The following is a 20,031-nucleotide window of genomic DNA, read 5'->3' as shown; positions in this document are numbered from 1 at the left end:
TTGTTATAATTTATTTACAATAATATTGATATATTAACTATTTTTTTGTTTTAGTCAATACTTTTTATACTGAAGGAGTGGGAAATGAAACTTTTAGTGTGACTACGCCTTACGGTATGGAGTAAAATTTAATAGATTGATAAGAGCAGATTTATATATGGAGTCAGAGAAAATATTTAAATAAAAAGCTATACCTGTCAATTTATAAATTCCTTCGTAAAAATTACTTTTAACATAATGAAATTTATAAATGCTGAAAATAAATATCTAGATGCATATGCTATAAATCTGTTCTTTCTAGTTCTAATTAAGAAGCAGGTTGATAATTTCTGTATTTAGTGCAATACTTAAAAAACTAATTAAATAAAGTAATGACAGACAATAATTATAATGCTGATTCCATAAAAATTCTTAGAGGCCTTGATGCCGTAAGAAAAAGACCAGGTATGTATATTGGAGACACCGATGACGGTTCTGGCCTACACCATATGGTATATGAAGTTATAGATAACGCAATAGATGAAGCACTTGCCGGTTATTGCAATAAAATTGAAATTACAATTAACACCAATGGCTCTGTAACTGTAGTTGACAATGGCCGTGGTATACCAACAGATATTCATGAAGAGGAAAATATATCGGCAGCAGAGGTGATAATGACACAACTGCATGCTGGAGGTAAATTCGATAACAATAGCTATAAGGTGTCTGGAGGGCTTCATGGTGTTGGTGTATCTGTAGTAAATGCATTATCTACCTGGCTTGAATTGGTTATTTGGCGTGATAAGAAAGAATACCACATGCGTTTTGAAAATGGTGACGCGATTGCTCCTCTTAAAGTTGTAAATGAAAGTGTAAGTAAGACAGGAACTAAAGTCACTTTTATGCCATCAATTGAAACATTCAGTAATGTAGATTTCAGTTTTTCAACACTTGAAAACCGTATACGGGAGCTGGCCTTTTTAAATGCAAATATCAGTATTGCCTTACAAGATCTGCGTAAAGATCCATCACTTAAATCAGATTTTAATAAAAAGGACGGAAAAACAGAAGATTCTGGTACTGCAGGGTTTGTGCAGTATTTAGATAGAAGCAAAACTCCTGTTACAAAAGTAATTAGTTTTTATGATACTTCATCAGAAACTGGCATTGCACTTGAAATTTCAATGGAATGGAATGATTCATATTACGAGAACATGTTGTGTTTTACAAACAACATCAGGCAAAAAGATGGAGGAACTCATTTAGCCGGCTTTCGTTCTGCACTGACTCGATGCATCAATAATTATGCAACCAATGAAGGGCATTTAAAAAAAGCAAAGGTTACTTTAACAGGTGAAGATGTAAGAGAGGGGCTGACTTGTGTTCTATCTCTTAAGATGCCTGATCCTAAATTTTCTTCACAAACTAAAGATAAACTCGTCAGCTCTGAAGCACGTACGGCAGTGGAAAATATAGTATCCGATAAACTTAGCACAATCTTTGAAACCAATCCAAAACTTGCAGTTAGTGTAATTGAAAGAGTAATTAAATCAGCAAAAGGAAGAGAGGCTGCACGCAGAGCACGTGATTTAGTAAGAAGCAAAAGCGGTCTTGAGATTGCAACCTTACCAGGAAAACTTGCTGATTGCCAAGAGAAAGCACCTGAGTTATCAGAATTGTTTATAGTGGAAGGAAATTCAGCAGGTGGTTCTGCTAAACAAGGAAGAAATCGTAAAACACAGGCTGTGCTTGCACTTAGAGGAAAAATATTAAATGTTGAACGCGTAGCTTTAGATCGTGTTTTCTCATCAGCAGAAATAGGCTCTCTTATTACTGCAATTGGAGCTGGCATCGGAAATGATGGTTTTGATATTGATAAAACTAGGTATCACAAAATTATTATTATGACAGATGCGGACATTGACGGTTCGCATATTAGAACTCTGCTTTTAACTTTCTTTTTTCGCTACATGTGTGAGATAATTGAAAGAGGATATTTATACATTGCACAACCACCGCTGTATAAAATAACGAAAAGCGGTAAGGAAATGTATATCAAAGATGATGGATTAATGAATGATTATCTTATTAATTCTGCCGTAAAAAAACTAACGTTAAATAGTAATACCACATATTCCGGTAATGACCTCCGTTCTATTTTAGATAAATGTTTTTACATCTCTAACATAAGTAAGAATTACTCGAGAGTAGTGCCACAGGATGTGCTGGAGTCACTTCTGTTTTTTTATAAGAAAGATGGTTTATCTTCATCTGAAAAGATATCGGAGTACTTAAATAATATCTTTAGTGAATATGAGTGGAACGTGGAAACAGGAATCAATGGTTCAGTTAATATTTCAAGACTGCACCAAGGACTAGTTGATAAATATAAATTAGATAATTCTATATTTGAAGCTAATGACATACAGGAATTTATGAATCATTCCATAGGTATTGCTGATGTATTTGATACTGTTTCAATGTTAGAATCACAGGACTCTTCGACTAAAATCACTTCCCCTAGCTCACTTATAAAGTCAATTATGGAATATGGTCAAAAGGGATTAACACTGCAAAGGTTTAAGGGTTTGGGTGAGATGAATGCAGATCAGTTATGGGATACAACATTAAATCCTGAAACTAGAACTTTACTGCAGGTCAAGATCTCAGACTGTGAAGCAGCAAATGCTATTTTTTCAACCCTTATGGGAGATATAGTTGAACCACGACGTGATTTTATTAATAATAATGCCTTAAATGCTGCAAATATTGATATTTAGATTTTTTTAATTTAGAGAATTTATATTCAACTTTAGAGGTTTAAGGTAAAAATATGCAATGCAAAGAAATCTGCATTGCAAAATTTTAAGTTAAAGATTGTACATTAGATATGGCTTGGGTAATTTGTGGATTGTTTAATTTTCCTTCTTCTTGTGCTTCTATACTTTTATTTCTTACTGCCTTGTGAAAAGACTGTACCTTCTCATCAGAAAGCTCATGTTCATTCTTAATTAATGTTGTAATACATGAAATTTTAAGTGTATCTGAATCTACTCTTGGAGAATAATACTTCTCTTCTGGGTTAGGACACTTTACGAAGGATACTTTCATACCGGTTTTTTGTTGGATATTCTCTTGCGCCGATTTAAGTAAAAGTGCTATTTTTGCGTAATTATAACTTTTTAATGTTTCAATAACATTGCCACTAGCATCATTACACACTAACTGCTTAATAATTGGTAAGTTAAGAAGAATTAAATCTAAGCTTTTTTTGTCACAATATAATTTGCCTTGCTGCTCTAGAGAGTATAGCTTATCTATCATACTATTTCTGTTAGGATTAACCATTAGAGCTCTTAATGAACAAGTAAAATGAGTACCGATATCATTACTAGTAAAGCAGCATACTAAAATTAAATCTTGATTATTAATATATCTCTTAAAATTTTCATTACTTATTCTAGTATCACGATATGATATCTCTAAAAAATCATCCATGTGACCAGCTTTTAATAAAACTTTACAGAAATCCTCATTTGCTATTAAACAGTGAAACTTATCATCATTTAAGTGCAAGAAATTATTCAAGTTACCACCATAGCTAATTAATAATTCTAATATATTAGAATTGGTGTTTATTAATCTATCATATCCACCTTGAGAAAAAAGGTTAATTATCCTATTTATTGGATCTTTGTAATAAAAATTACCTGTGCTCTTATTGTTCTTCTGATTAAAGCACTCAATACCTCTTAAGATTTTATCCAGTATATCTGAACGACTGTTAACTGTTTGTAATTGCTTATCTGATAAGTTATTTAAAGCTTCTATTGTGTCTGCTTTTGTTTCCTTGTGTGTTAACTTCTCAACAGAGGCTAGTATATTACTATAGTTAGCTAATTTGTCAGTGCTTAACATTATTATCCCCTTTGATAATTTACTTATAAATATAATATATTAAATCTTTAAATAAGCAAAGTATATTTAATGATAGTATGAATTGGAAATTCGTAAAATTTGAGTCTAATCGTAATTTAAATTGTATTCATTCTACTATAGCCCTATATCTATATTAGATATTTAAGTATAATTTAAAATGATGCCAAAAATTACTACATTAGAAAATAACCTTCGTATTGTAACTGACTTTTTGCCTAGTGTAGAGTCTGTTGTTTTAAGCCTTTGGGTGAATGTAGGTAGCAGGTTTGAGGACGAAAAGAACAAGGGTATATCACATTTTCTTGAGCATATGGCATTTAAAGGTACAAAGGCCAGAACTGCTTTGGAAATAGCTAAAGCTTTTGATGACATAGGTGGTAACTGTAATGCCCATACAGGTAGGGAGAATACTGTTTATTATGCTAAAGTGTTGAAAAACAATGTAAAAATTGCAATTGACATCTTAACAGACATAATAATGAACTCGACTTTTCCTGAGGATGAAATAGAACGCGAGAAAGGTGTGGTTTTGCAAGAGATTTACAGAACTAATGACTCTCCAAATGATATTATATCTGATAAGTATATGGAAACAGCTTATAGTAGACAATCCTTTGGGCACTCAATATTAGGTTCTCCAGAGACAGTGAAAGCTTTCTCTCGTGAAGATTTATTTAACTATACACAAGAATATTATTACAGCAACAATATGATCTTTGCTGTTTCAGGCAACATAAGCCATGATGAAGTTGTATCTTTAGCTGGGCCAATACTTGCAAAAATCAAAGGTAAAAAACGTTGTGAGCTGCAAAAGCCAAATTATACAGGTGGCGAATACTTAGAAACTAGGGATTTAGAGCAAGTTAATATCTTAATTGGATTTCCCAGTGTTTCTTATTATGATGATAAATATTATACTATGTTAGTTTTAGATTCTATTTTAGGTAGTGGAATGTCTTCACGTCTTTTCCAGGAGGTAAGAGAAAAGCAAGGTTTAGCTTACGATGTTGGTTCTTACCATTCAACTTATCGTGATACTGGTATTTTTTCCATCTATGCAGGAACAGATAGCAATAATCTACCAAAACTTTTAAGCACTATTGCTAAGGAGCTAGAAAAATTACTAGATGACTTGAAAGAGGAAGAAATAACTAGAGCCCATGCTAAAATTAAGTCTAGTGTACTTATGTCAAGAGAAAGTAACTACACCCGTGCTGATGTGTTGGGACATTGTTATTCTTATCATAATCGTTACTTAAGCACAGAAGAGATATTAGATAAGATATTTTCTATTGGCACTAAAGAAGTGAAAGAAAATTTGGAATTTTTATTATCTCAACATGAAAATATAACTGTAGCAGCAATAGGTAAACTAGATAAAATGCCAAGCTATGATAAACTAGTTGCAAGTTTTAAACTTGCTAATTAGCGGATATATAAGCTATCTGAACCTTCAAGTTGAAAATTTCCTTAATTATGGTATAATTAAACAGGTTTAAATTAAGAGATTTTGATATCTTAAAGGTACTTTATGACATATCAGATAATAATATATTTAGTTATTATAGCTGCTATTTTGCTATTTTATGTATCAAGAAAAATTCATTCAATCAGTAAAAGTACAACTGATAATGACCAAGAATTATGTGAAGAAGATTTAAAGCTATATAAAGAGAAGAAAAAAAAAGAGATATTAAAGCATCAGTTGCTATCGAAAAGTTATAGCTCAGATAAATCTGCTGTAGATGATACAAGAGTCGTCTCAGTAATAGAACCAATAGGAAAGTGGACTAAACTGGTGATGAATGAACATTTTATGAAGCTCATGAATCTAAAACATGAAAGAAAGGGTGGATTTTGGCAAATCTTTGTTAGTATGCAGGGGATAATGCAAGGTAAGTCTAGATATAAGGGAAGATAGGTAAATTTAAAGATTCGATCCTAGTTTTTGAGTAAATTTAAAAAATCATTTACATTCTTTTATCTTAACTGCAATCGATAGACCAACTGCAAAAGTTGCAATACCAACAACAATTGCTGTTAGCATCAAAACGTGAGGAAGTGGGTTGCTATAGCTAGTTACATTTTGCTGAAGTATTGGAGGGGATGAGTTTTTAACGTAACCTAAAGATATATATAACAATAAAGCGGAAGTTTGAAAAATACTAATACCAAACAATTTTTTGATTAAATTTTCATTACTAATAATAGTATATAACCCTAGTGTCATTAAGATTGCAACTGCAGCATAATGATACATGCCTATAAACGTCATTTCCTACTCCTTACCGCAAAACTAAAATATATAATAAGCATCGCCGAACATACTGTTAGGCCCACACCAAGTTCCACTATAAATATTCCTATTTTTTGCGCAGTTAAATTATCAATAAAGAGCGCATTATATGATAAAAATTCTGCGCCTTGTAGCATTGTAATAATTCCTGTACCCATATAGATTAACACTCCCACGCCACTTAAGATTCTGATAAGAGAGTAGGGTATTGCTTTTAAAGTGGCAGCGGAGCCAAAGAGCATTGCGTGGAATATAATTCCTGAAGCAATAATTATTCCAGCTTGAAATCCACCTCCAGGGCTAAAATCACCATGAAATTGCACATATAGGCCAAATAAAACTATAAAGGGAATAATAAGAGCTGCTATTGCTTGCAGAATAGGGCTTTTAATCATTGTACTTTTCATTTTTTAATATGAGGGAAACACCAATAGCTGCAGTGAGTACAACAACAGTCTCACAAAGCGTATCGTAGCCACGAAAACTAGCCAAAATAGCAGTAACAATATTGGGAATACCAATTAGACTATTGGTATTCTCTATATAATAGGGAGCTACATGTTTGTGTATAAGTGCGTCGGCTTTGCCAAAACTTGGAATATTCAACATTACATACATAAAACAAACAAAGAAAGGTAACACTGTACATAATGAAAGTAATTTTTTAGCTGAGCTTTTGACATTATAATTTTTAATTAAAGACAGTGCTGCTAAAGTAAAAATTGTACTTATTCCTGCGCCAACACAACTTTCTGTTATTGCTACATCCGGTGCATTAAGTAGCAGATAAATAAGTGTCATAATAATACTAAATATTGACATAAGTAATGTATTTATAACTAGATTTGATATAAAGCTAATTGCTAGAGCAACAATAATTAACATCGAAAGTAATATACAACTTATAGCTTCAATCATGTTTATTATTCTGATCATTATAACAAGTACGTGCAAGAACGTGGCCACCAGTTGTAGAAGTAACCCATATAAGCAAGATTATTAACATTATTTTTATCATATTCATTGATAGTTCATTTTGCATTAGAACCCCTACCAATATTAATGCTGAACCTAATGAATCAACCATACCAGCTGCATGTGCTTTAGTGAAAAAATTAGGGAATCTAATCATGCCAACTGTTGCGGTAACAACAAAAAATATACCCACCACTACAAATAACATTCCTAAATATTGAAGATATATCATTCAAAACTTTTATCTAAAAAGAACTTCATAAACGCCACAGTAGATATAAAGCTAATGCTAGCATATACTAAGGCAACATCGAGCAAGAATGAGCTGCGGACTATTACTGACATTATCGCTATAAACAAAATAGCTTGTGTTGAAAAATTATTCACTACAAGCAATCTACTGTAGATATCATTTTTTTTTGATATTGTGCAATAAAGCATCACACCCATACAAAGAGTTAAAATAAAGGCAGCACAGTAAAAGACAAACTTCATATAGCACTAAGTAATATCAAGTAAATGTAGAGTAATCTGCATAAAATATCAAATAAGTTTTTTATCAGATAAATAACGGAGTTTTGTTATTCCAAAAAAGGAATAATATTAAAATGTATTAATATAATTTAAATCTTATAGGTATAAAAATGTTAAATACAAGACTCATCGAAGCAATAGACGAAGCAGATTTAGAAACTTTCAAGCAAGAAATTATAAAAGAAGGCAATATAAATGCTATAGAAAATGAAAATAACTATACACCTCTAATGTCCACTATATGCGCTATGAGTGTCATGCGTGATAATCAAGAAGAAGAGAATTATCACAATATAATCGATGTAATGCTAGAAAATAATATATTTAATATAAATGCAAGAGATAAGAAAGGTGACACTGCTTTGCATTTAGCTGTTCTCTTTCAGAACTATAAAGTGGTAGAAAAATTAGTAAAGAACAAAAATATAGATCTAAACATTTTGAATAATGAAGGGAAAACATCACTGCAATTAGCAGAAGAAAATAAAAACGTACTTATTGTAGATATAATAGAAGGAAAGGATAATCAATTAATTAAAGCCACAGTAAAAGGAGATTTAGATAAAATAAAAAGGCTGTTAAATGATGGAGCAAATATTAATGTAAGATGTGAAATATTTTATGATAGAATTAATCAAATAAGATTTGACGGTGATACCCCTTTACATATTGCAGCTCATTTTGGACATTTAGATGTAATGAATTATTTGATTGATGCAGGTGCTGATCTTGATGCAAGATGTAATAATAGTAATACTCCTTTGATCAATACTATTTTTAATAAAAAATTAGATGCATTTGAACTCTTGATTAATAGGGGTACAAATGTCAATTTAAGATATGCAAACGGGAGAACAGCCCTGCATCATGCTGTTTTGTATAAAAATAAGGAAATGGTAAATATTCTAATGAATAACGGTGCAGATCCAAATATAGGTGATTGTAGAGGAAAAACACCTATGTTTTACACTAATGGAAACTTAGCGCTAATGGAGAGTATAATATATAAAGTTAATGATATAGATACAAGATATAGTTCAGGACGAACTCCACTATACTGTATGGCTAGAGAGAATAAAGCTGAATTTGTACAGCTGTTGCTTGCACGAGAAGCAGACCCTAATATTCCAACTGTGAATGGTAATACTTCATTGCTTTCAACTATCATAGATGGCAGGAACAATATTGAATCATTATTCCTCCTTTTAGAAGATAAAAGGACTGATCTCAACATAAAAAACAATAAAGGAGAGTGCTTTGCAAGTATAGCGTTATGGCGATTTGAAAATACCGGATATAATAACAATAGAATATACCTGAGGCTTTTAGCAAAACATTATGATAGATTAGATGATACAAGCAAAAATATGATTGGAAATAGTAGAGAGTTTAGTCTTTTGATCGAAGAATATAAGAAAGGACCTTCTATTACTTTAGACAAAATTCCCTCTACTGCTTTAAATGAAACTAATGTGTCAAATGATGTATTAAATAGAGGAGGTGATGTTGTTTGTGGGAGATATAAATGAGAGATGTATAGGAGGTATAGTACTGCCCAAAGCAAGTAATAAAGGTATAATATAATTATAGTATATAAGGAAGGAAATGGTATACAGTTAAGAGAAAAAGCGGGTTGAGAAAGGGAAGTCGAAAGCTGAGGTTGTGGAGCTGTTGGAGATCGGAATATATACAGATGGCTAAAAAAGCAAGCTGCCGGAGAAAGCCTAAAAACAGCAAAATAGGTTTCATACGAAAAATAGACCCTTGGCAGAGTACATTAAAAAGCATCCAGCTGGCAGAGATGAAACTTGGTTTCGGGATAAATTCGATTTGGTATAGGCTAAAACAGCTAATTTAAAAAAAGTCACACTTTATCGAGAAAGTAGATAGGCAGAAATTTACTAAAAAGATTGCCAACATTTGAGTATCGTGTACATAGCTGAAGCAGGAGTAGATAATAGACTATACAGGGAACATTCCACGAGGAGAGAAAATATACGTACTGATAAGAAACGCAAGGGATAGATTGGGAAAAAGTTTATTGCACCTCTGACCTTTACAGGAGGGCGTAATGCATGGTTGGAATTACTACCTGAACTACCCTCCTGGTACTACGATAATTATGGATGTTCCATAAAACTCCTAAAATGAAGGAACTAAGTTCTGTGAATAAAATTTAGAGAAGAGAGCCCCAACGAAGTTTAAAAATCCCATATAAACCTCAGCTGTCTTGTCGAATCTAGAGAAAATACGTCTGAAATTTTTGATTTTCCCAAATCAATCAATTTATAAAGGTGTTTATTGTATGCACTTTTCTATTCCTTTTCGGTGGAATTCGCACCCTTTGCTTTCAAGGCTAGCCACAAAAACATTGCTGTCATAGCCCTTATCAGCCACTACAATAGATGTTTTTCATTCAGCCTGTGTAATTTTATTACTTTGACAGTATAAATTTCAATGAAAACACATGCATGAATTTTTGTTGTAATTTTTTGCGTCCTAAGGCCTCTTGAGCTTTTTCCATAACCTATAGATGAGCACGTACAATTGTTCCATCAATTATGGAATTGCTTACCAATAATGCTCTCCAAATTCCCTTTTTACACCACTTTTTAAATCACTGGTCTGTAATTGCCTTCGGCAAAAGTCGCCATTGGCAACCACTTCATACCATATTGCTTCTATGATTTTCATTCTTGCTATGTATTCCCTTTATACTTTTTATGAACTCAAAAATTCGTTTCCTTTTTTATGTATACGGTAGTTTCTCCATTTTTTAACTAATTAGACCTCTTTTCTTTTTTACCTTTTTATTTTTTGTTCACAGAGCCTAAAATATCGGTGTTTAAATATTTTTGCCATATATCCCAAGGATAGATTATGATTTAGAACTTATTTACAAAGCAGTAAATTCAAGAATATTCCCAACTTAACATAGCCTTACTCATAGCTAAATATATAAAATGATGTAGTTAGCAGATCATACTCTTTTGATAACCTCCTATTTCTATTAATCCAAGCAAAACTACTGCCCATCTTTTTGTGTAAATCCTGGATCTCGTTGTGGAAACAATTCTGGTGTTTATGCACCAAAAATCTGCACTTTTGACAATCTCAATATCTATTCCATGTTTTTCTTTTCCTTTAAATCTTTTCCTTCATATCGGTCCACATTCTCTTAATATCACTGTACTTTTCTTTCATATTGTCCAATGCTCTGTCATTTTCACTTGCAGCTCCTACATAGCAACCTGAGTATCCGTGATTATATGTCTTTTTCTCCCTTTTTATACCCCTTTTCCGTCCTGACTGACTATACAGGCTCCTGCCAATTTTTGACCTACTATATTTAGTGATATCATATTTTCAAAAATCCCTTGCTTTTTCCACCTCGCTCATACACAGCCTTCCATAGCGGCGTGGTAAACAGCGCCACTGTGCGTAGTACATGAAATTTTATATCTCCCGTTTATTGTATTTTTGCGACCTTTACCATACGATACCTTTAAGTGCTTTTCTATCCATTCCCATTCTCTATCTTTTTTATCTGTTGGATACTTTCTTCTCATCCTTATTCCATGTTGAATGCAGTATTACAATACACATCCCTTGGTTTGTGGATAAGCTCTAATACACTAGAGGTAGTACATTATTGGAGCTATGACATGTTTTTATGACGTAATTAAATATATTTTTTACTTCACAGTTAAGTGGCTGATTTCATAACTAAAAAATATCAATGGCAGAAGCTGCGAATTCCAGTAAATAGCATTGCTATATTATTTTTATCAGCTTCTTCTATTACTTCTTTATCTTTTATAGATCCTCCCGGTTGTATTACTGCTGTTATTCCAGCATTTGCACTTTGTATTATGCTATCTGGAAAGGGAAAAAATGCATCTGAAGCTAAAACTGCTCCTTGACAATTTCTAGCTTTTTCAATTGCAATTTTAACACTATCAATTCTACTCATTTGCCCTGCACCTATGCCAATAGCACTTTGGTTTTTTGCAATAACAATAGCGTTTGATTTTACATATTTACACACCTTCCATGCAAAAAGTAATTCTCTTCCCTCTACTTCTGTAGCAAAGCGCCTGGTTACTTGTTTCATTTCTTTTATTGTTAATTGATGCAGGTCATTTTCTTGAACGAGAAAACCACCAGTAACATTTTTAATATTATATTTATTTTGCTTATATGATTTAGAAATGATGATGCGCAGGTTTTTCTTTTTTTGTAAAACTGCGAGTGCTTCTTTGTTTATAGACGGTACTATTACTACCTCTATAAACATTTTGCTCAATTCCTCTGCCAATCCTAACTCTATCTCTCTATTGAATGCAACTACGCCACCAAAACTACTAACTTCATCACAAAGTAAAGCTTTTTTATAAGCATTAAAAATATCATTTCCAAATGCCACTCCACAAGGATTTGTATGCTTAATTATAGCAGCTGCCGGTTCTTTAAATTCAGCTACTATTTTTATAGCAGCTTCCATATCTACTATGTTATTATAGCTTAAATCTCTGCTACCATAATACTTCTCCAGCGGATATTGAATGAACTTATCACTGTAAAAAGCAGCCTTTTGGTGTGGGTTTTCACCGCATCTTAAATCTTGTACCTTTTGTCCATGAGATATAAAAAACTTCGGTAAATCATCACTTTTATTCTCTAGCCAATTATAGATATAGGAATCATAGCTAGACGTTATAGCAAAAGCCTTAGCAGCGAGCTGCTTTCTATATTCAAGCTTAGTACTACCATAATTACTTTTCATTTGTTCTTTAAGAGTTAAATAATCGCCAACTTCAGAAATTATGGTTACAAAATGAAAGTTCTTTGCCGCTGCTCTCGTCAGTGCAACGCCACCTATATCTATCTGCTCTATTACTTGTTCCTCAGATAGATTAATATTAGAAGAAGCTTGCAAAAAAGGGTAGAGATTAACAATTAAGAGGTCTATCGGCTCAATGTTTAAGTGATTAATTTCAGTATTATATTGCTTGCGATTATTTAAAATTCCCCCGTGCACTTTAGGATGTAGCGTTTTTACTCTACCATCAAGTATCTCCGGAAATCCTGTATAGTCTGATACTTCCTTAGTATTAATACCGGCTTCGAGCAATGTTTTATGAGTGTTACCTGTTGCTATTATTTCAACTCCTTGCTCAAGCAGAAAAGATGCAAGATCTACAATGTTTGTTTTATCGTAAACTGAAATTAGAGCTCTTTTTATCATTTTGAATCATTGCTAAAATTGTTGCTTCTGCAACTAAGTTATCTTCAACATATGCATCACAAGAAAATTTACATGTATTTTGACGATGATTTATCACTTGTGAATGCAGTACTAATGTATCCCCGGGAATAACGGGTTTTCGAAATTTTGCATTTTCAATAGACATAAAATATACAACTTTTTTATCTTCTTGATTTAAAACACACACTGCAGAAGTTTGCGCCATAGCTTCAATAATAAGTACCCCAGGCATAACTGGATGACCTGGAAAGTGACCAGAGAAATAATATTCGTTAAATGTAACATTTTTTATCGCTTTTGCACTCTTACATGACTCATACTCTATCACTCTATCTATTAGTAAAAATGGATATGAATGTGGCAGTAACTTAATAAGTTCATTTATGTTAAATGGCAATTGCATTATTTATGTGCTGCTTTGATATCAATACTTGGCATCTCCTTATTTAAGATCTTTATTGTCTTATCTGATATATCAACCTCGTTTTTTGCATAAAAGACTTGCTCTTCTTTTGATACAAATAACACTAAACCTATATTTTCTTCCCCTGCTATATTACTTGCTATGTTTTTTACTTCACTTAAAACCTCTTTAACTGCAGCAATATAAGATTCCCTAAGTTCCATATTTTTCTGTGACAAATCTTGCTGTACTTTTAGCACTGATTCGTTAAACTCTTTCATCTTTTGACTAAAAGCCTCTTCAGATAATATATCTTGCTGTTTAGATATCTCTTGTCTAGTTTTATGTAGCTCCTCTTCTTTCTTGGAAGAGTCTTCTTGCAAAATAGCTTGCTCATTATCTGCCTGCTTTTTCATATCTTGAAAAGCTAAAGATTCAGAGAGAATCTTATCTCTATCAACAATTGCAAATTTTACACAATCTTTATTACTACAAATTCCCTCAGTAGCAAATAACAAAAAAACAACAATAGTAAAAATTAAAAACCGCTTCATTTTAAATACCAGTATCAACAGAAAATCTAATAACTTTTAATAAATCATATGGCTCCTTTGCTAGAGGAAACCCAAAATCTAACCTCATCGGACCTAAAGGAGAATTCCAAGAAAACCCAAAACCTGCTGAGATTCTTAAAGAATCATCACTAAAATAATCCTTATTTTTATAGTCTAAGCCAAACAGTGTACCATAGTCAACAAATAATGATCCCTTAACACCTGCATATTCAGGTAATCCTATAGGAAAATCTGCTTGTGTAGTACCAACAAAGTAAAATTTACCACCCAAGGCATCATTTGTATCTGGATCTCTTGGTCCAATTCCGGCTAAGCTGAAACCTCTAATTTCGTTCATTCCTATAAAAAAGCGCTGACCTATTTTTAATTCTTCATCACTATAAGAAAAAACGTACCCCATACTCCCCTTAAAACGTAGTACTATGTTATCATTGATTTTAGGTAATATAGATTTAAAACCTGCAAAAGAAGCTTCAGATTTAAGATAATTTAAAGTCCCACCAAGCCCAGATAAATCCTGGCTTGCGCGAAGCAAGTAGCCATTTTTAGGATTATATGTACTATCAAGTTCATTATAAGTTAAGGTATGTCCAATTGATGAATCAATATTTTTCCCCTCCTGCTCTTTAATAAAAAGAGAAGCACTTGGCGTAACATTTGCAATGTTATTATATTTAAAAGAATAACGTAGAGACTGACTTAAGTTATCTGTAATGTCATATGACAACCTAGTTATAAACCCTGAGTTCTTACTACTAAAGCTACTGTTGATACTTTGAGCCTGTGAAGACAAAAATACACCAACTCCTAAAGAAACGTCAGAATCAAAAATATGATTTTCGGTAAAATCTATGTTATTTGAAAATGACAATGCTGTTTTTTCAAGTGAAAACGATAACTCTCTTCCAGTACCAAATAAATTCCTTTCCTTAATATTAATGTTCCCCATCAGTCCACTTGCTGAAGAAAAACCTCCACCTATTTGCAAGCTGCCGGTTTTTTTTTCTTTAACGCTAACGTTAAGATTAACAGTATCATCACGAATTTTATTGCTTTCTATATCAACTACTTCAAAAAAACCTGTATTAATCAACTTTCTGCGGGATTTTTGAACTAGAGGAATATTGTATGGATCACCTTCTGAAAGGCTTAATTGATGCCTAATAACCTTGTCTAACGTCCTATTATTGCCGCTGATATCTATTCTATTAATGTATGCTTTTTTCCCTATTGATACTCTATAACTGATGTCAACAATACCTTCATGTTTATTGTATTCCGGCTCTACTTGAGCAAAAATGTAACCCTTATCATTTAAATATTTATTAATTTTCATAGCAATACTACTTACTGCTTCAGCATTAAATACCTCTCCGCTTTTGATCTTTAACATTTTTGTTATTTCTTGCTCAATATTTTGTAGATGCAAGTCAATATTAACTTGAGTGGAACCAACACTGTATTTTGTTCCTTCCTCAATTAAAAATGTTAGATAAGCATCAAGATTATCATCAAATTCAACAATTGAATTAACTATAACATCAATGTATCCTTTGTTTGAATAAAAGTAGCCAATCAAAGCCTTATCAAGCATGATGCGTTCTGACAAATATTTTGCACTGCTATTAAAAACTCTCATTGCCTTATATTCTTTGCTGTAAATAATGTGTTTTAATTCATTATCAGAGAAATTCTTACTACCAATAAACCCAATTCGTTTAACTAAAGATGTGCGCCCCTCTTCTATTTTAAGTACTACATCAACCTTGTTATTTTCAAGTTCTATAATCTCATATTTTACTTTAGCTTGAAGTTTACTTATGTTATTTTTATAAGTAGAAGTAAGATTTATTATGTCATTCTTCAATTTTGCTTCAGTAAAAGTAGCAAGTGGTTTAAGCCCTAATATATTATTTTTTATCTCCTTACTGTTTAATGCACGATCTCCTCTTATAATTATATTATTAACTATAGGGTTTTCCTTTAGTGTAATTATCAGATTTTGTTGCTTATCAAGTGTTACTTCAATGTTACTAAAAAGCCCTGTTTTATGTAGATTTTTTATAATTGCATCAATGTCATTGTCGTCAATTTCATCACTTATTTTGGCATATGAATATATAGTTTGATAATCAAGGCGCTTATTACCAATAATCTCTACAGCTTTCACTTTAACCTTATGATGCATAGCATTGCTTGAAGCTATAACACAAAAAGGAATAAGTAAAATTGATATAAAAGCTATTATATTCTTCATTTTATTAAAATATGCCTTATATCGTTAAAAGTCGCAAATGCCATTAAAGATAATAAAAATACTGTTCCTACTGCTGCTGCATATGTCTGAATTTTTGGATTTAAACTACGACGCAAAGCTGCTTCTACTATATACTGAAATAGGTAACCACCATCAAGCATAGGAATAGGCAGTAAATTCATTATACCTAAGTTAATAGAAATCATTGCTATAAATGATAAAACTACAAAAAAACCTCTTTTCATTGACTGCCCAGAGTGTTGTGCAATTTTAATTGGCCCTCCTAGCTCTTTAATATCCCTATGACCCTTAATAATCTGTCCAATTGCAGATAGAGTAAACTTTGCTAAGTTATAGGTTTCAGTTAGAGATTTTATAGTGGCATCAAAAATAGATAGCCTAACAAAACTTTGCGAATCATAAGGCAACACTCCTATAAAGCCAACCTTGACCTTATTGCCAAACATGTCCTTGTTGTCAATTACTTCAGGCATGATATTAGTTTTATATTCATGACCATCACGCTTGTATTTTATTTCCAACTTTATCCCTGGACTTAGCATTACTATGCGTTTTACATCCTCAAAATATTTTATCTTTTGTCCATCAACACTTATGATTACATCTTTTGGTAGAAGGCCTGATCTTTCAGCAGCATTATCATTTAATACTTGACCGATAATTGGAGGAGTTTGATAATTACCATGTGTATAGAACAAAATAGTGAAAATCAGTACTGTAAGAATTATATTAGCTAAAGGCCCAGCAAAAACAATTATAGCTTTTTTATATAGTGGCTTGTTATAAAATGAATGTAATTTTTCTTCATCTGTGAGTATTTTTTCATTATCTTTTGTATCCCCAAGCATTTTAACGTAACCACCTGCTGGAATAGCGCTAAACTTCCACCTAGTTCCAGATTTATCGTTAAAACCAATAACCTCCGGACCAAATCCTATTGAGAATAATTCAACTTTTACTTTACAGATTTTAGCAGCAATGTAGTGGCCGTATTCGTGTATAAAAATGACAATTGAGATTATTAGCAAAAAGGAAAAGAAGTAAAATAATACTCCGCTAAATCGACTAGCTAAATCAGAAAGAAATATCATTTTCCAGCAGAAAGTTAAAACTCTGTTATTATATTGACCTATACATATCTTGACAATAAAATTATTAATGTGAGTTTTTTTACTATTAAAATGAATGATACAACATCACTGAGAAAAAAACTATTGTATAGGAGTTTACATAGAGGGTGCAAAGAAACTGACATATTGCTCGGCAAGTTTGCTGCAGAGTTTATTGGCCACTTCTCTGATTATGAATTGGGTGAGTACGAGAAAATTGTCGATCTTGATGATCATGAGCTATACTGTTACATTACCGGCAAGCAAACTATACCAATTTCATTAAATTCCAATATTATGAATTCTATTGTTAAGTTTAACAGCTCATTTTTTTTATAGTTTTAATATTACTCAAAGAAATATAACTTCTTACCATCTTTAAATACTTGCAAAACTATAAGATTTACTTGTCCTTACTAAAATTATTCAATCGCTCTTGACGCTCTTGCTCTTCAATACAATAAAGAGCTAAAGGATCAATTTCAAGTCTTGCAATTCCTATTTCTTCTCCAGTTCCTTCACAATATCCATATTGTCCAGAATCAATTTTTTTTAAGGCATTATTAATTTTTTTTATCGATTCCAAAGAACGCTCATTGGTTTCAAGTTCGATACTAATTTCATATTCTCTAGATGCCATATCTACTATATCCTTATCCCGACCCTTGTAGTCAAGAACTGTTGAAATTTTATTTTCTGTTTGTTTTGTAAGTAAAGACTGCATGAGCAATAACTTGCGTTTAAAATATTCTAGCTGCATTGGATTCATATAATCTTCATCTTGCGAAGGCTTATAATTCTCTGGCAATTCTATTTCCATAAACTCTCCGTTTTAGCTAAATATTATTAGACGTTGTAGGTTAAAAATCCGTTATTATAATGGAAATATTAAGTTTTTTTACTTATAATACATTATACCATTTCAAATTCAAATTTATAAGTAGTGATTATTGAAAAGGAATTAAGTTTAATATTAAGTAAAAGTAGCAATCTTATAAATATTATTGCTCTATTTATAGCAATGCTAATTTTAGCTTTATTTGCAACTAAAGATGTACCAGAAGTTAAAGTAATACTTGTATGGATTTGTGCAACTTTTGCTTTACAGATGTCTATGCACAATTTATTTGAAAGTGATTATAACGATGGTACTTTAGAGCAAATATTTATATATAATTATCCCTCTCAACTGGCAATTTTTCTTAAAATCTTTGCTCATTGGTTATGCTTTGGTTTACCTATTGCAGTTATTTCTTTCGTTATTGATGCAATAATATTAGGTAGTAATTCAATTTTGCTGATTCTAGCTTTGTTATTGAATACCATAGGAATAGTATTTATTTCTGCAGTTGGGTGCTCGCTGACAATAGGTCATGGTGATTCAGCAGCAATATCACAAGTGCTTATCTTACCAATGATGATACCAATGTTTATACATTTTTACTTCATTGCTCAGGCACATGATATAAATGTTCTGCTAATAGGAGGATTACTTTTTATTGCATTTATAATCATTAGTGGATTTGTCACACACACGGCAATAAAATTTGCTATACAGCATTCCTAATTTTCCTCTGATAGTATCAAATTTCTATTTAATGCTTTGTTGTTTTTTAAATCCTTCTGCAGAAGGATTATCCAATTGACTCTTTGGAATTGTTAATTCTATAGATAATTTACTTTCATCAACATTTATCTTTTTAATATTAGCAAAGTCCAATTTATGATCTGATACATACTTTATTATTTGCTCAGGATTCTTCTTAATCGCTTCAAAACAAGAATTTCCCTTGGAAAAAAGATATTTTATATTAGACACATCAAATGCATACTTTAGAAGACATCCAGTTAGCTTTGTATTCTCTTTTATCTTATCAAATGTATCATCCTTAAAAGAGAATATATCTTTTATTTTATCAACGCTATAGGTAGCTTGATGTTGTAAGAGAAGTCTTAAAAGCTCTCTGTTGTCTTCATTTTTTATCTTATTAAAAGTAATATCATCATAAGAAAATATTTTACCAATGTTTTCCTTACCAACAGAACCAACAAAATATGTTGATAGAAAATCAACAAATTCTAAATATTCTTTTATTCCTTCTAAATTATTGCATTTCCTTGTTTTATCTGGAACGTTATAAAAAGAAAATATTCTACAAATATTAGTTGCCTTTATTTTTTTATCTTTATAGCCAGATAGTAATTTTTCTAAGAGCTTATAATCTTTTTTTACATCGATATACGTATTCAGCACTCTTTTTATGCTAAGCTCTTCTGGGTTATTACCATATATTGGAATATCATTATTAAGCAGAAGCTCAATCAGCTTTGTTTCGTCTTTTGAAATATCCAAATCAATAAATATATTTTTTATATTATCTCTGCTGTACGCTTCTCCATTTCTTTTATGTGCAGCTAAAAATAGCTTAAAACAGTTTAAGATTTCCTTACTAGCAAACACTTTAGAAACAAATTTTCTGCTTCTTCTTGGAAATTGTAGTATCTCCAAGAACACATCTTTATTTTTATTTATCCCATTTAAGATTTTTTTATTAAATCCTGAATAATAAACCTTGTTTATAAAGAGAAAAATCCTTTTAAAGAAAGATAACATATATATTATGAGTAGATAATAATGTATATTTACACGTGTAAAGTGTGTTTTTCATAT

The 20,031-nt window shown here is 31.7% G+C and carries 20 protein-coding genes and 1 pseudogene; 6 read left to right on the top strand and 15 right to left on the bottom strand.

The annotated features are described in order from the left end of the window. The first annotated feature begins 371 nt into the window (after nucleotides 1-371). Nucleotides 372-2,762, top strand: a complete 2,391-nt coding sequence (gene gyrB / locus AACL19_RS02355; RefSeq protein WP_339046397.1) for a DNA topoisomerase (ATP-hydrolyzing) subunit B — start codon at nucleotides 372-374, stop codon at nucleotides 2,760-2,762. Nucleotides 2,763-2,847: 85 nt separating this feature from the next. Here the strand turns inward: gyrB and AACL19_RS02350 are convergent, their stop codons facing one another. Continuing rightward, nucleotides 2,848-3,900: a hypothetical protein gene (locus AACL19_RS02350; RefSeq protein WP_339046395.1), complete on the bottom strand. Its 1,053-nt coding sequence runs from the start codon at nucleotides 3,898-3,900 to the stop codon at nucleotides 2,848-2,850. Nucleotides 3,901-4,078: 178 nt separating this feature from the next. Between AACL19_RS02350 and AACL19_RS02345 the strand changes: the two genes are divergently transcribed. Beyond that, nucleotides 4,079-5,350, top strand: a complete 1,272-nt coding sequence (locus AACL19_RS02345) for a pitrilysin family protein (protein WP_339046393.1) — start codon at nucleotides 4,079-4,081, stop codon at nucleotides 5,348-5,350. Between the two features lie 102 nt (nucleotides 5,351-5,452). After that, nucleotides 5,453-5,842, top strand: coding sequence for a hypothetical protein (locus AACL19_RS02340; RefSeq protein ID WP_339046391.1), 390 nt, complete (start codon nucleotides 5,453-5,455; stop codon nucleotides 5,840-5,842). Nucleotides 5,843-5,887: 45 nt separating this feature from the next. Here the strand turns inward: AACL19_RS02340 and AACL19_RS02335 are convergent, their stop codons facing one another. The 5 genes from AACL19_RS02335 to AACL19_RS02315 are packed head-to-tail and all read right to left on the bottom strand — an operon-like array spanning nucleotide 5,888 to nucleotide 7,687. Continuing rightward, nucleotides 5,888-6,196 (bottom strand): cation:proton antiporter subunit C, encoded by a 309-nt coding sequence (locus AACL19_RS02335; RefSeq protein ID WP_410519868.1) that lies wholly within the window; start codon nucleotides 6,194-6,196, stop codon nucleotides 5,888-5,890. Beyond that, the gene (locus AACL19_RS02330; RefSeq protein ID WP_339046649.1) at nucleotides 6,193-6,612 is read right to left on the bottom strand and encodes a Na(+)/H(+) antiporter subunit B; all 420 of its coding nucleotides are present in this window, start codon (nucleotides 6,610-6,612) and stop codon (nucleotides 6,193-6,195) included. The genes AACL19_RS02335 and AACL19_RS02330 overlap by 4 nt, the downstream gene beginning before the upstream one ends. Continuing rightward, entirely contained in the window at nucleotides 6,605-7,153 is a 549-nt protein-coding gene (locus tag AACL19_RS02325; protein ID WP_339046389.1) for a DUF4040 domain-containing protein, read from the bottom strand. Before AACL19_RS02325 ends, AACL19_RS02330 begins: the two co-directional genes overlap by 8 nt. Then, on the bottom strand, nucleotides 7,128-7,424 hold the full coding sequence (gene mnhG / locus AACL19_RS02320) for a monovalent cation/H(+) antiporter subunit G (protein ID WP_339046387.1): 297 nt from the start codon (nucleotides 7,422-7,424) through the stop codon (nucleotides 7,128-7,130). The genes AACL19_RS02325 and mnhG overlap by 26 nt, the downstream gene beginning before the upstream one ends. After that, nucleotides 7,421-7,687 (bottom strand): monovalent cation/H+ antiporter complex subunit F, encoded by a 267-nt coding sequence (locus AACL19_RS02315; RefSeq protein WP_339046385.1) that lies wholly within the window; start codon nucleotides 7,685-7,687, stop codon nucleotides 7,421-7,423. The genes mnhG and AACL19_RS02315 overlap by 4 nt, the downstream gene beginning before the upstream one ends. Nucleotides 7,688-7,836: 149 nt before the next feature. Here AACL19_RS02315 and AACL19_RS02310 point away from each other — a divergent pair, with 149 nt between their 5' ends. Continuing rightward, nucleotides 7,837-9,255, top strand: coding sequence for an ankyrin repeat domain-containing protein (locus tag AACL19_RS02310; RefSeq protein ID WP_339046383.1), 1,419 nt, complete (start codon nucleotides 7,837-7,839; stop codon nucleotides 9,253-9,255). A 1,042-nt stretch (nucleotides 9,256-10,297) separates the two neighbouring features. On the opposite strand, the gene AACL19_RS02305 is transcribed toward AACL19_RS02310, so the two are convergent. From AACL19_RS02305 to rseP, 7 genes and pseudogenes are all read right to left on the bottom strand, one after another. Next, on the bottom strand, nucleotides 10,298-10,420 hold the full coding sequence (locus tag AACL19_RS02305) for a hypothetical protein (protein WP_339046381.1): 123 nt from the start codon (nucleotides 10,418-10,420) through the stop codon (nucleotides 10,298-10,300). A 218-nt stretch (nucleotides 10,421-10,638) separates the two neighbouring features. Continuing rightward, nucleotides 10,639-11,295 (bottom strand): annotated as a pseudogene (locus tag AACL19_RS02300) (IS5 family transposase). Nucleotides 11,296-11,462: 167 nt separating this feature from the next. Then, nucleotides 11,463-12,974 (bottom strand): bifunctional phosphoribosylaminoimidazolecarboxamide formyltransferase/IMP cyclohydrolase, encoded by a 1,512-nt coding sequence (gene purH, locus AACL19_RS02295; protein WP_339046379.1) that lies wholly within the window; start codon nucleotides 12,972-12,974, stop codon nucleotides 11,463-11,465. Further along, nucleotides 12,940-13,392 (bottom strand): 3-hydroxyacyl-ACP dehydratase FabZ, encoded by a 453-nt coding sequence (gene fabZ / locus AACL19_RS02290; RefSeq protein WP_339046647.1) that lies wholly within the window; start codon nucleotides 13,390-13,392, stop codon nucleotides 12,940-12,942. The genes purH and fabZ overlap by 35 nt, the downstream gene beginning before the upstream one ends. A gap of 5 nt (nucleotides 13,393-13,397) precedes the next feature. Beyond that, nucleotides 13,398-13,952, bottom strand: coding sequence for an OmpH family outer membrane protein (locus AACL19_RS02285; RefSeq protein ID WP_339046378.1), 555 nt, complete (start codon nucleotides 13,950-13,952; stop codon nucleotides 13,398-13,400). Nucleotide 13,953: 1 nt separating this feature from the next. Then, entirely contained in the window at nucleotides 13,954-16,230 is a 2,277-nt protein-coding gene (gene bamA / locus AACL19_RS02280; protein ID WP_339046376.1) for an outer membrane protein assembly factor BamA, read from the bottom strand. Further along, nucleotides 16,227-17,342: an RIP metalloprotease RseP gene (rseP, locus tag AACL19_RS02275; protein ID WP_339046374.1), complete on the bottom strand. Its 1,116-nt coding sequence runs from the start codon at nucleotides 17,340-17,342 to the stop codon at nucleotides 16,227-16,229. The genes bamA and rseP overlap by 4 nt, the downstream gene beginning before the upstream one ends. A 90-nt stretch (nucleotides 17,343-17,432) precedes the next feature. Between rseP and AACL19_RS02270 the strand changes: the two genes are divergently transcribed. Beyond that, nucleotides 17,433-17,699: a succinate dehydrogenase assembly factor 2 gene (locus tag AACL19_RS02270; protein WP_339046372.1), complete on the top strand. Its 267-nt coding sequence runs from the start codon at nucleotides 17,433-17,435 to the stop codon at nucleotides 17,697-17,699. 64 nt (nucleotides 17,700-17,763) lie between these two features. On the opposite strand, the gene AACL19_RS02265 is transcribed toward AACL19_RS02270, so the two are convergent. After that, entirely contained in the window at nucleotides 17,764-18,180 is a 417-nt protein-coding gene (locus AACL19_RS02265) for a TraR/DksA family transcriptional regulator (RefSeq protein WP_339046370.1), read from the bottom strand. A gap of 123 nt (nucleotides 18,181-18,303) precedes the next feature. On the opposite strand from AACL19_RS02265, the gene AACL19_RS02260 reads away from it, so the two are divergent. Continuing rightward, complete coding sequence (locus AACL19_RS02260; RefSeq protein WP_339046368.1) at nucleotides 18,304-18,927, top strand: heme exporter protein CcmB; 624 nt, start codon at nucleotides 18,304-18,306, stop codon at nucleotides 18,925-18,927. A gap of 24 nt (nucleotides 18,928-18,951) precedes the next feature. On the opposite strand, the gene AACL19_RS02255 is transcribed toward AACL19_RS02260, so the two are convergent. Beyond that, nucleotides 18,952-19,974, bottom strand: a complete 1,023-nt coding sequence (locus AACL19_RS02255; protein ID WP_339046366.1) for a hypothetical protein — start codon at nucleotides 19,972-19,974, stop codon at nucleotides 18,952-18,954. Nucleotides 19,975-20,031: the final 57 nt, after the last annotated feature.

It is taken from the genome of Candidatus Mesenet endosymbiont of Agriotes lineatus (assembly GCF_964019585.1).
Lineage (GTDB): Bacteria > Pseudomonadota > Alphaproteobacteria > Rickettsiales > Anaplasmataceae > Mesenet.
The sequence above is the reverse complement of the archived record's forward strand: the minus strand, read 5'-3'. Positions and strand labels throughout refer to the sequence as shown.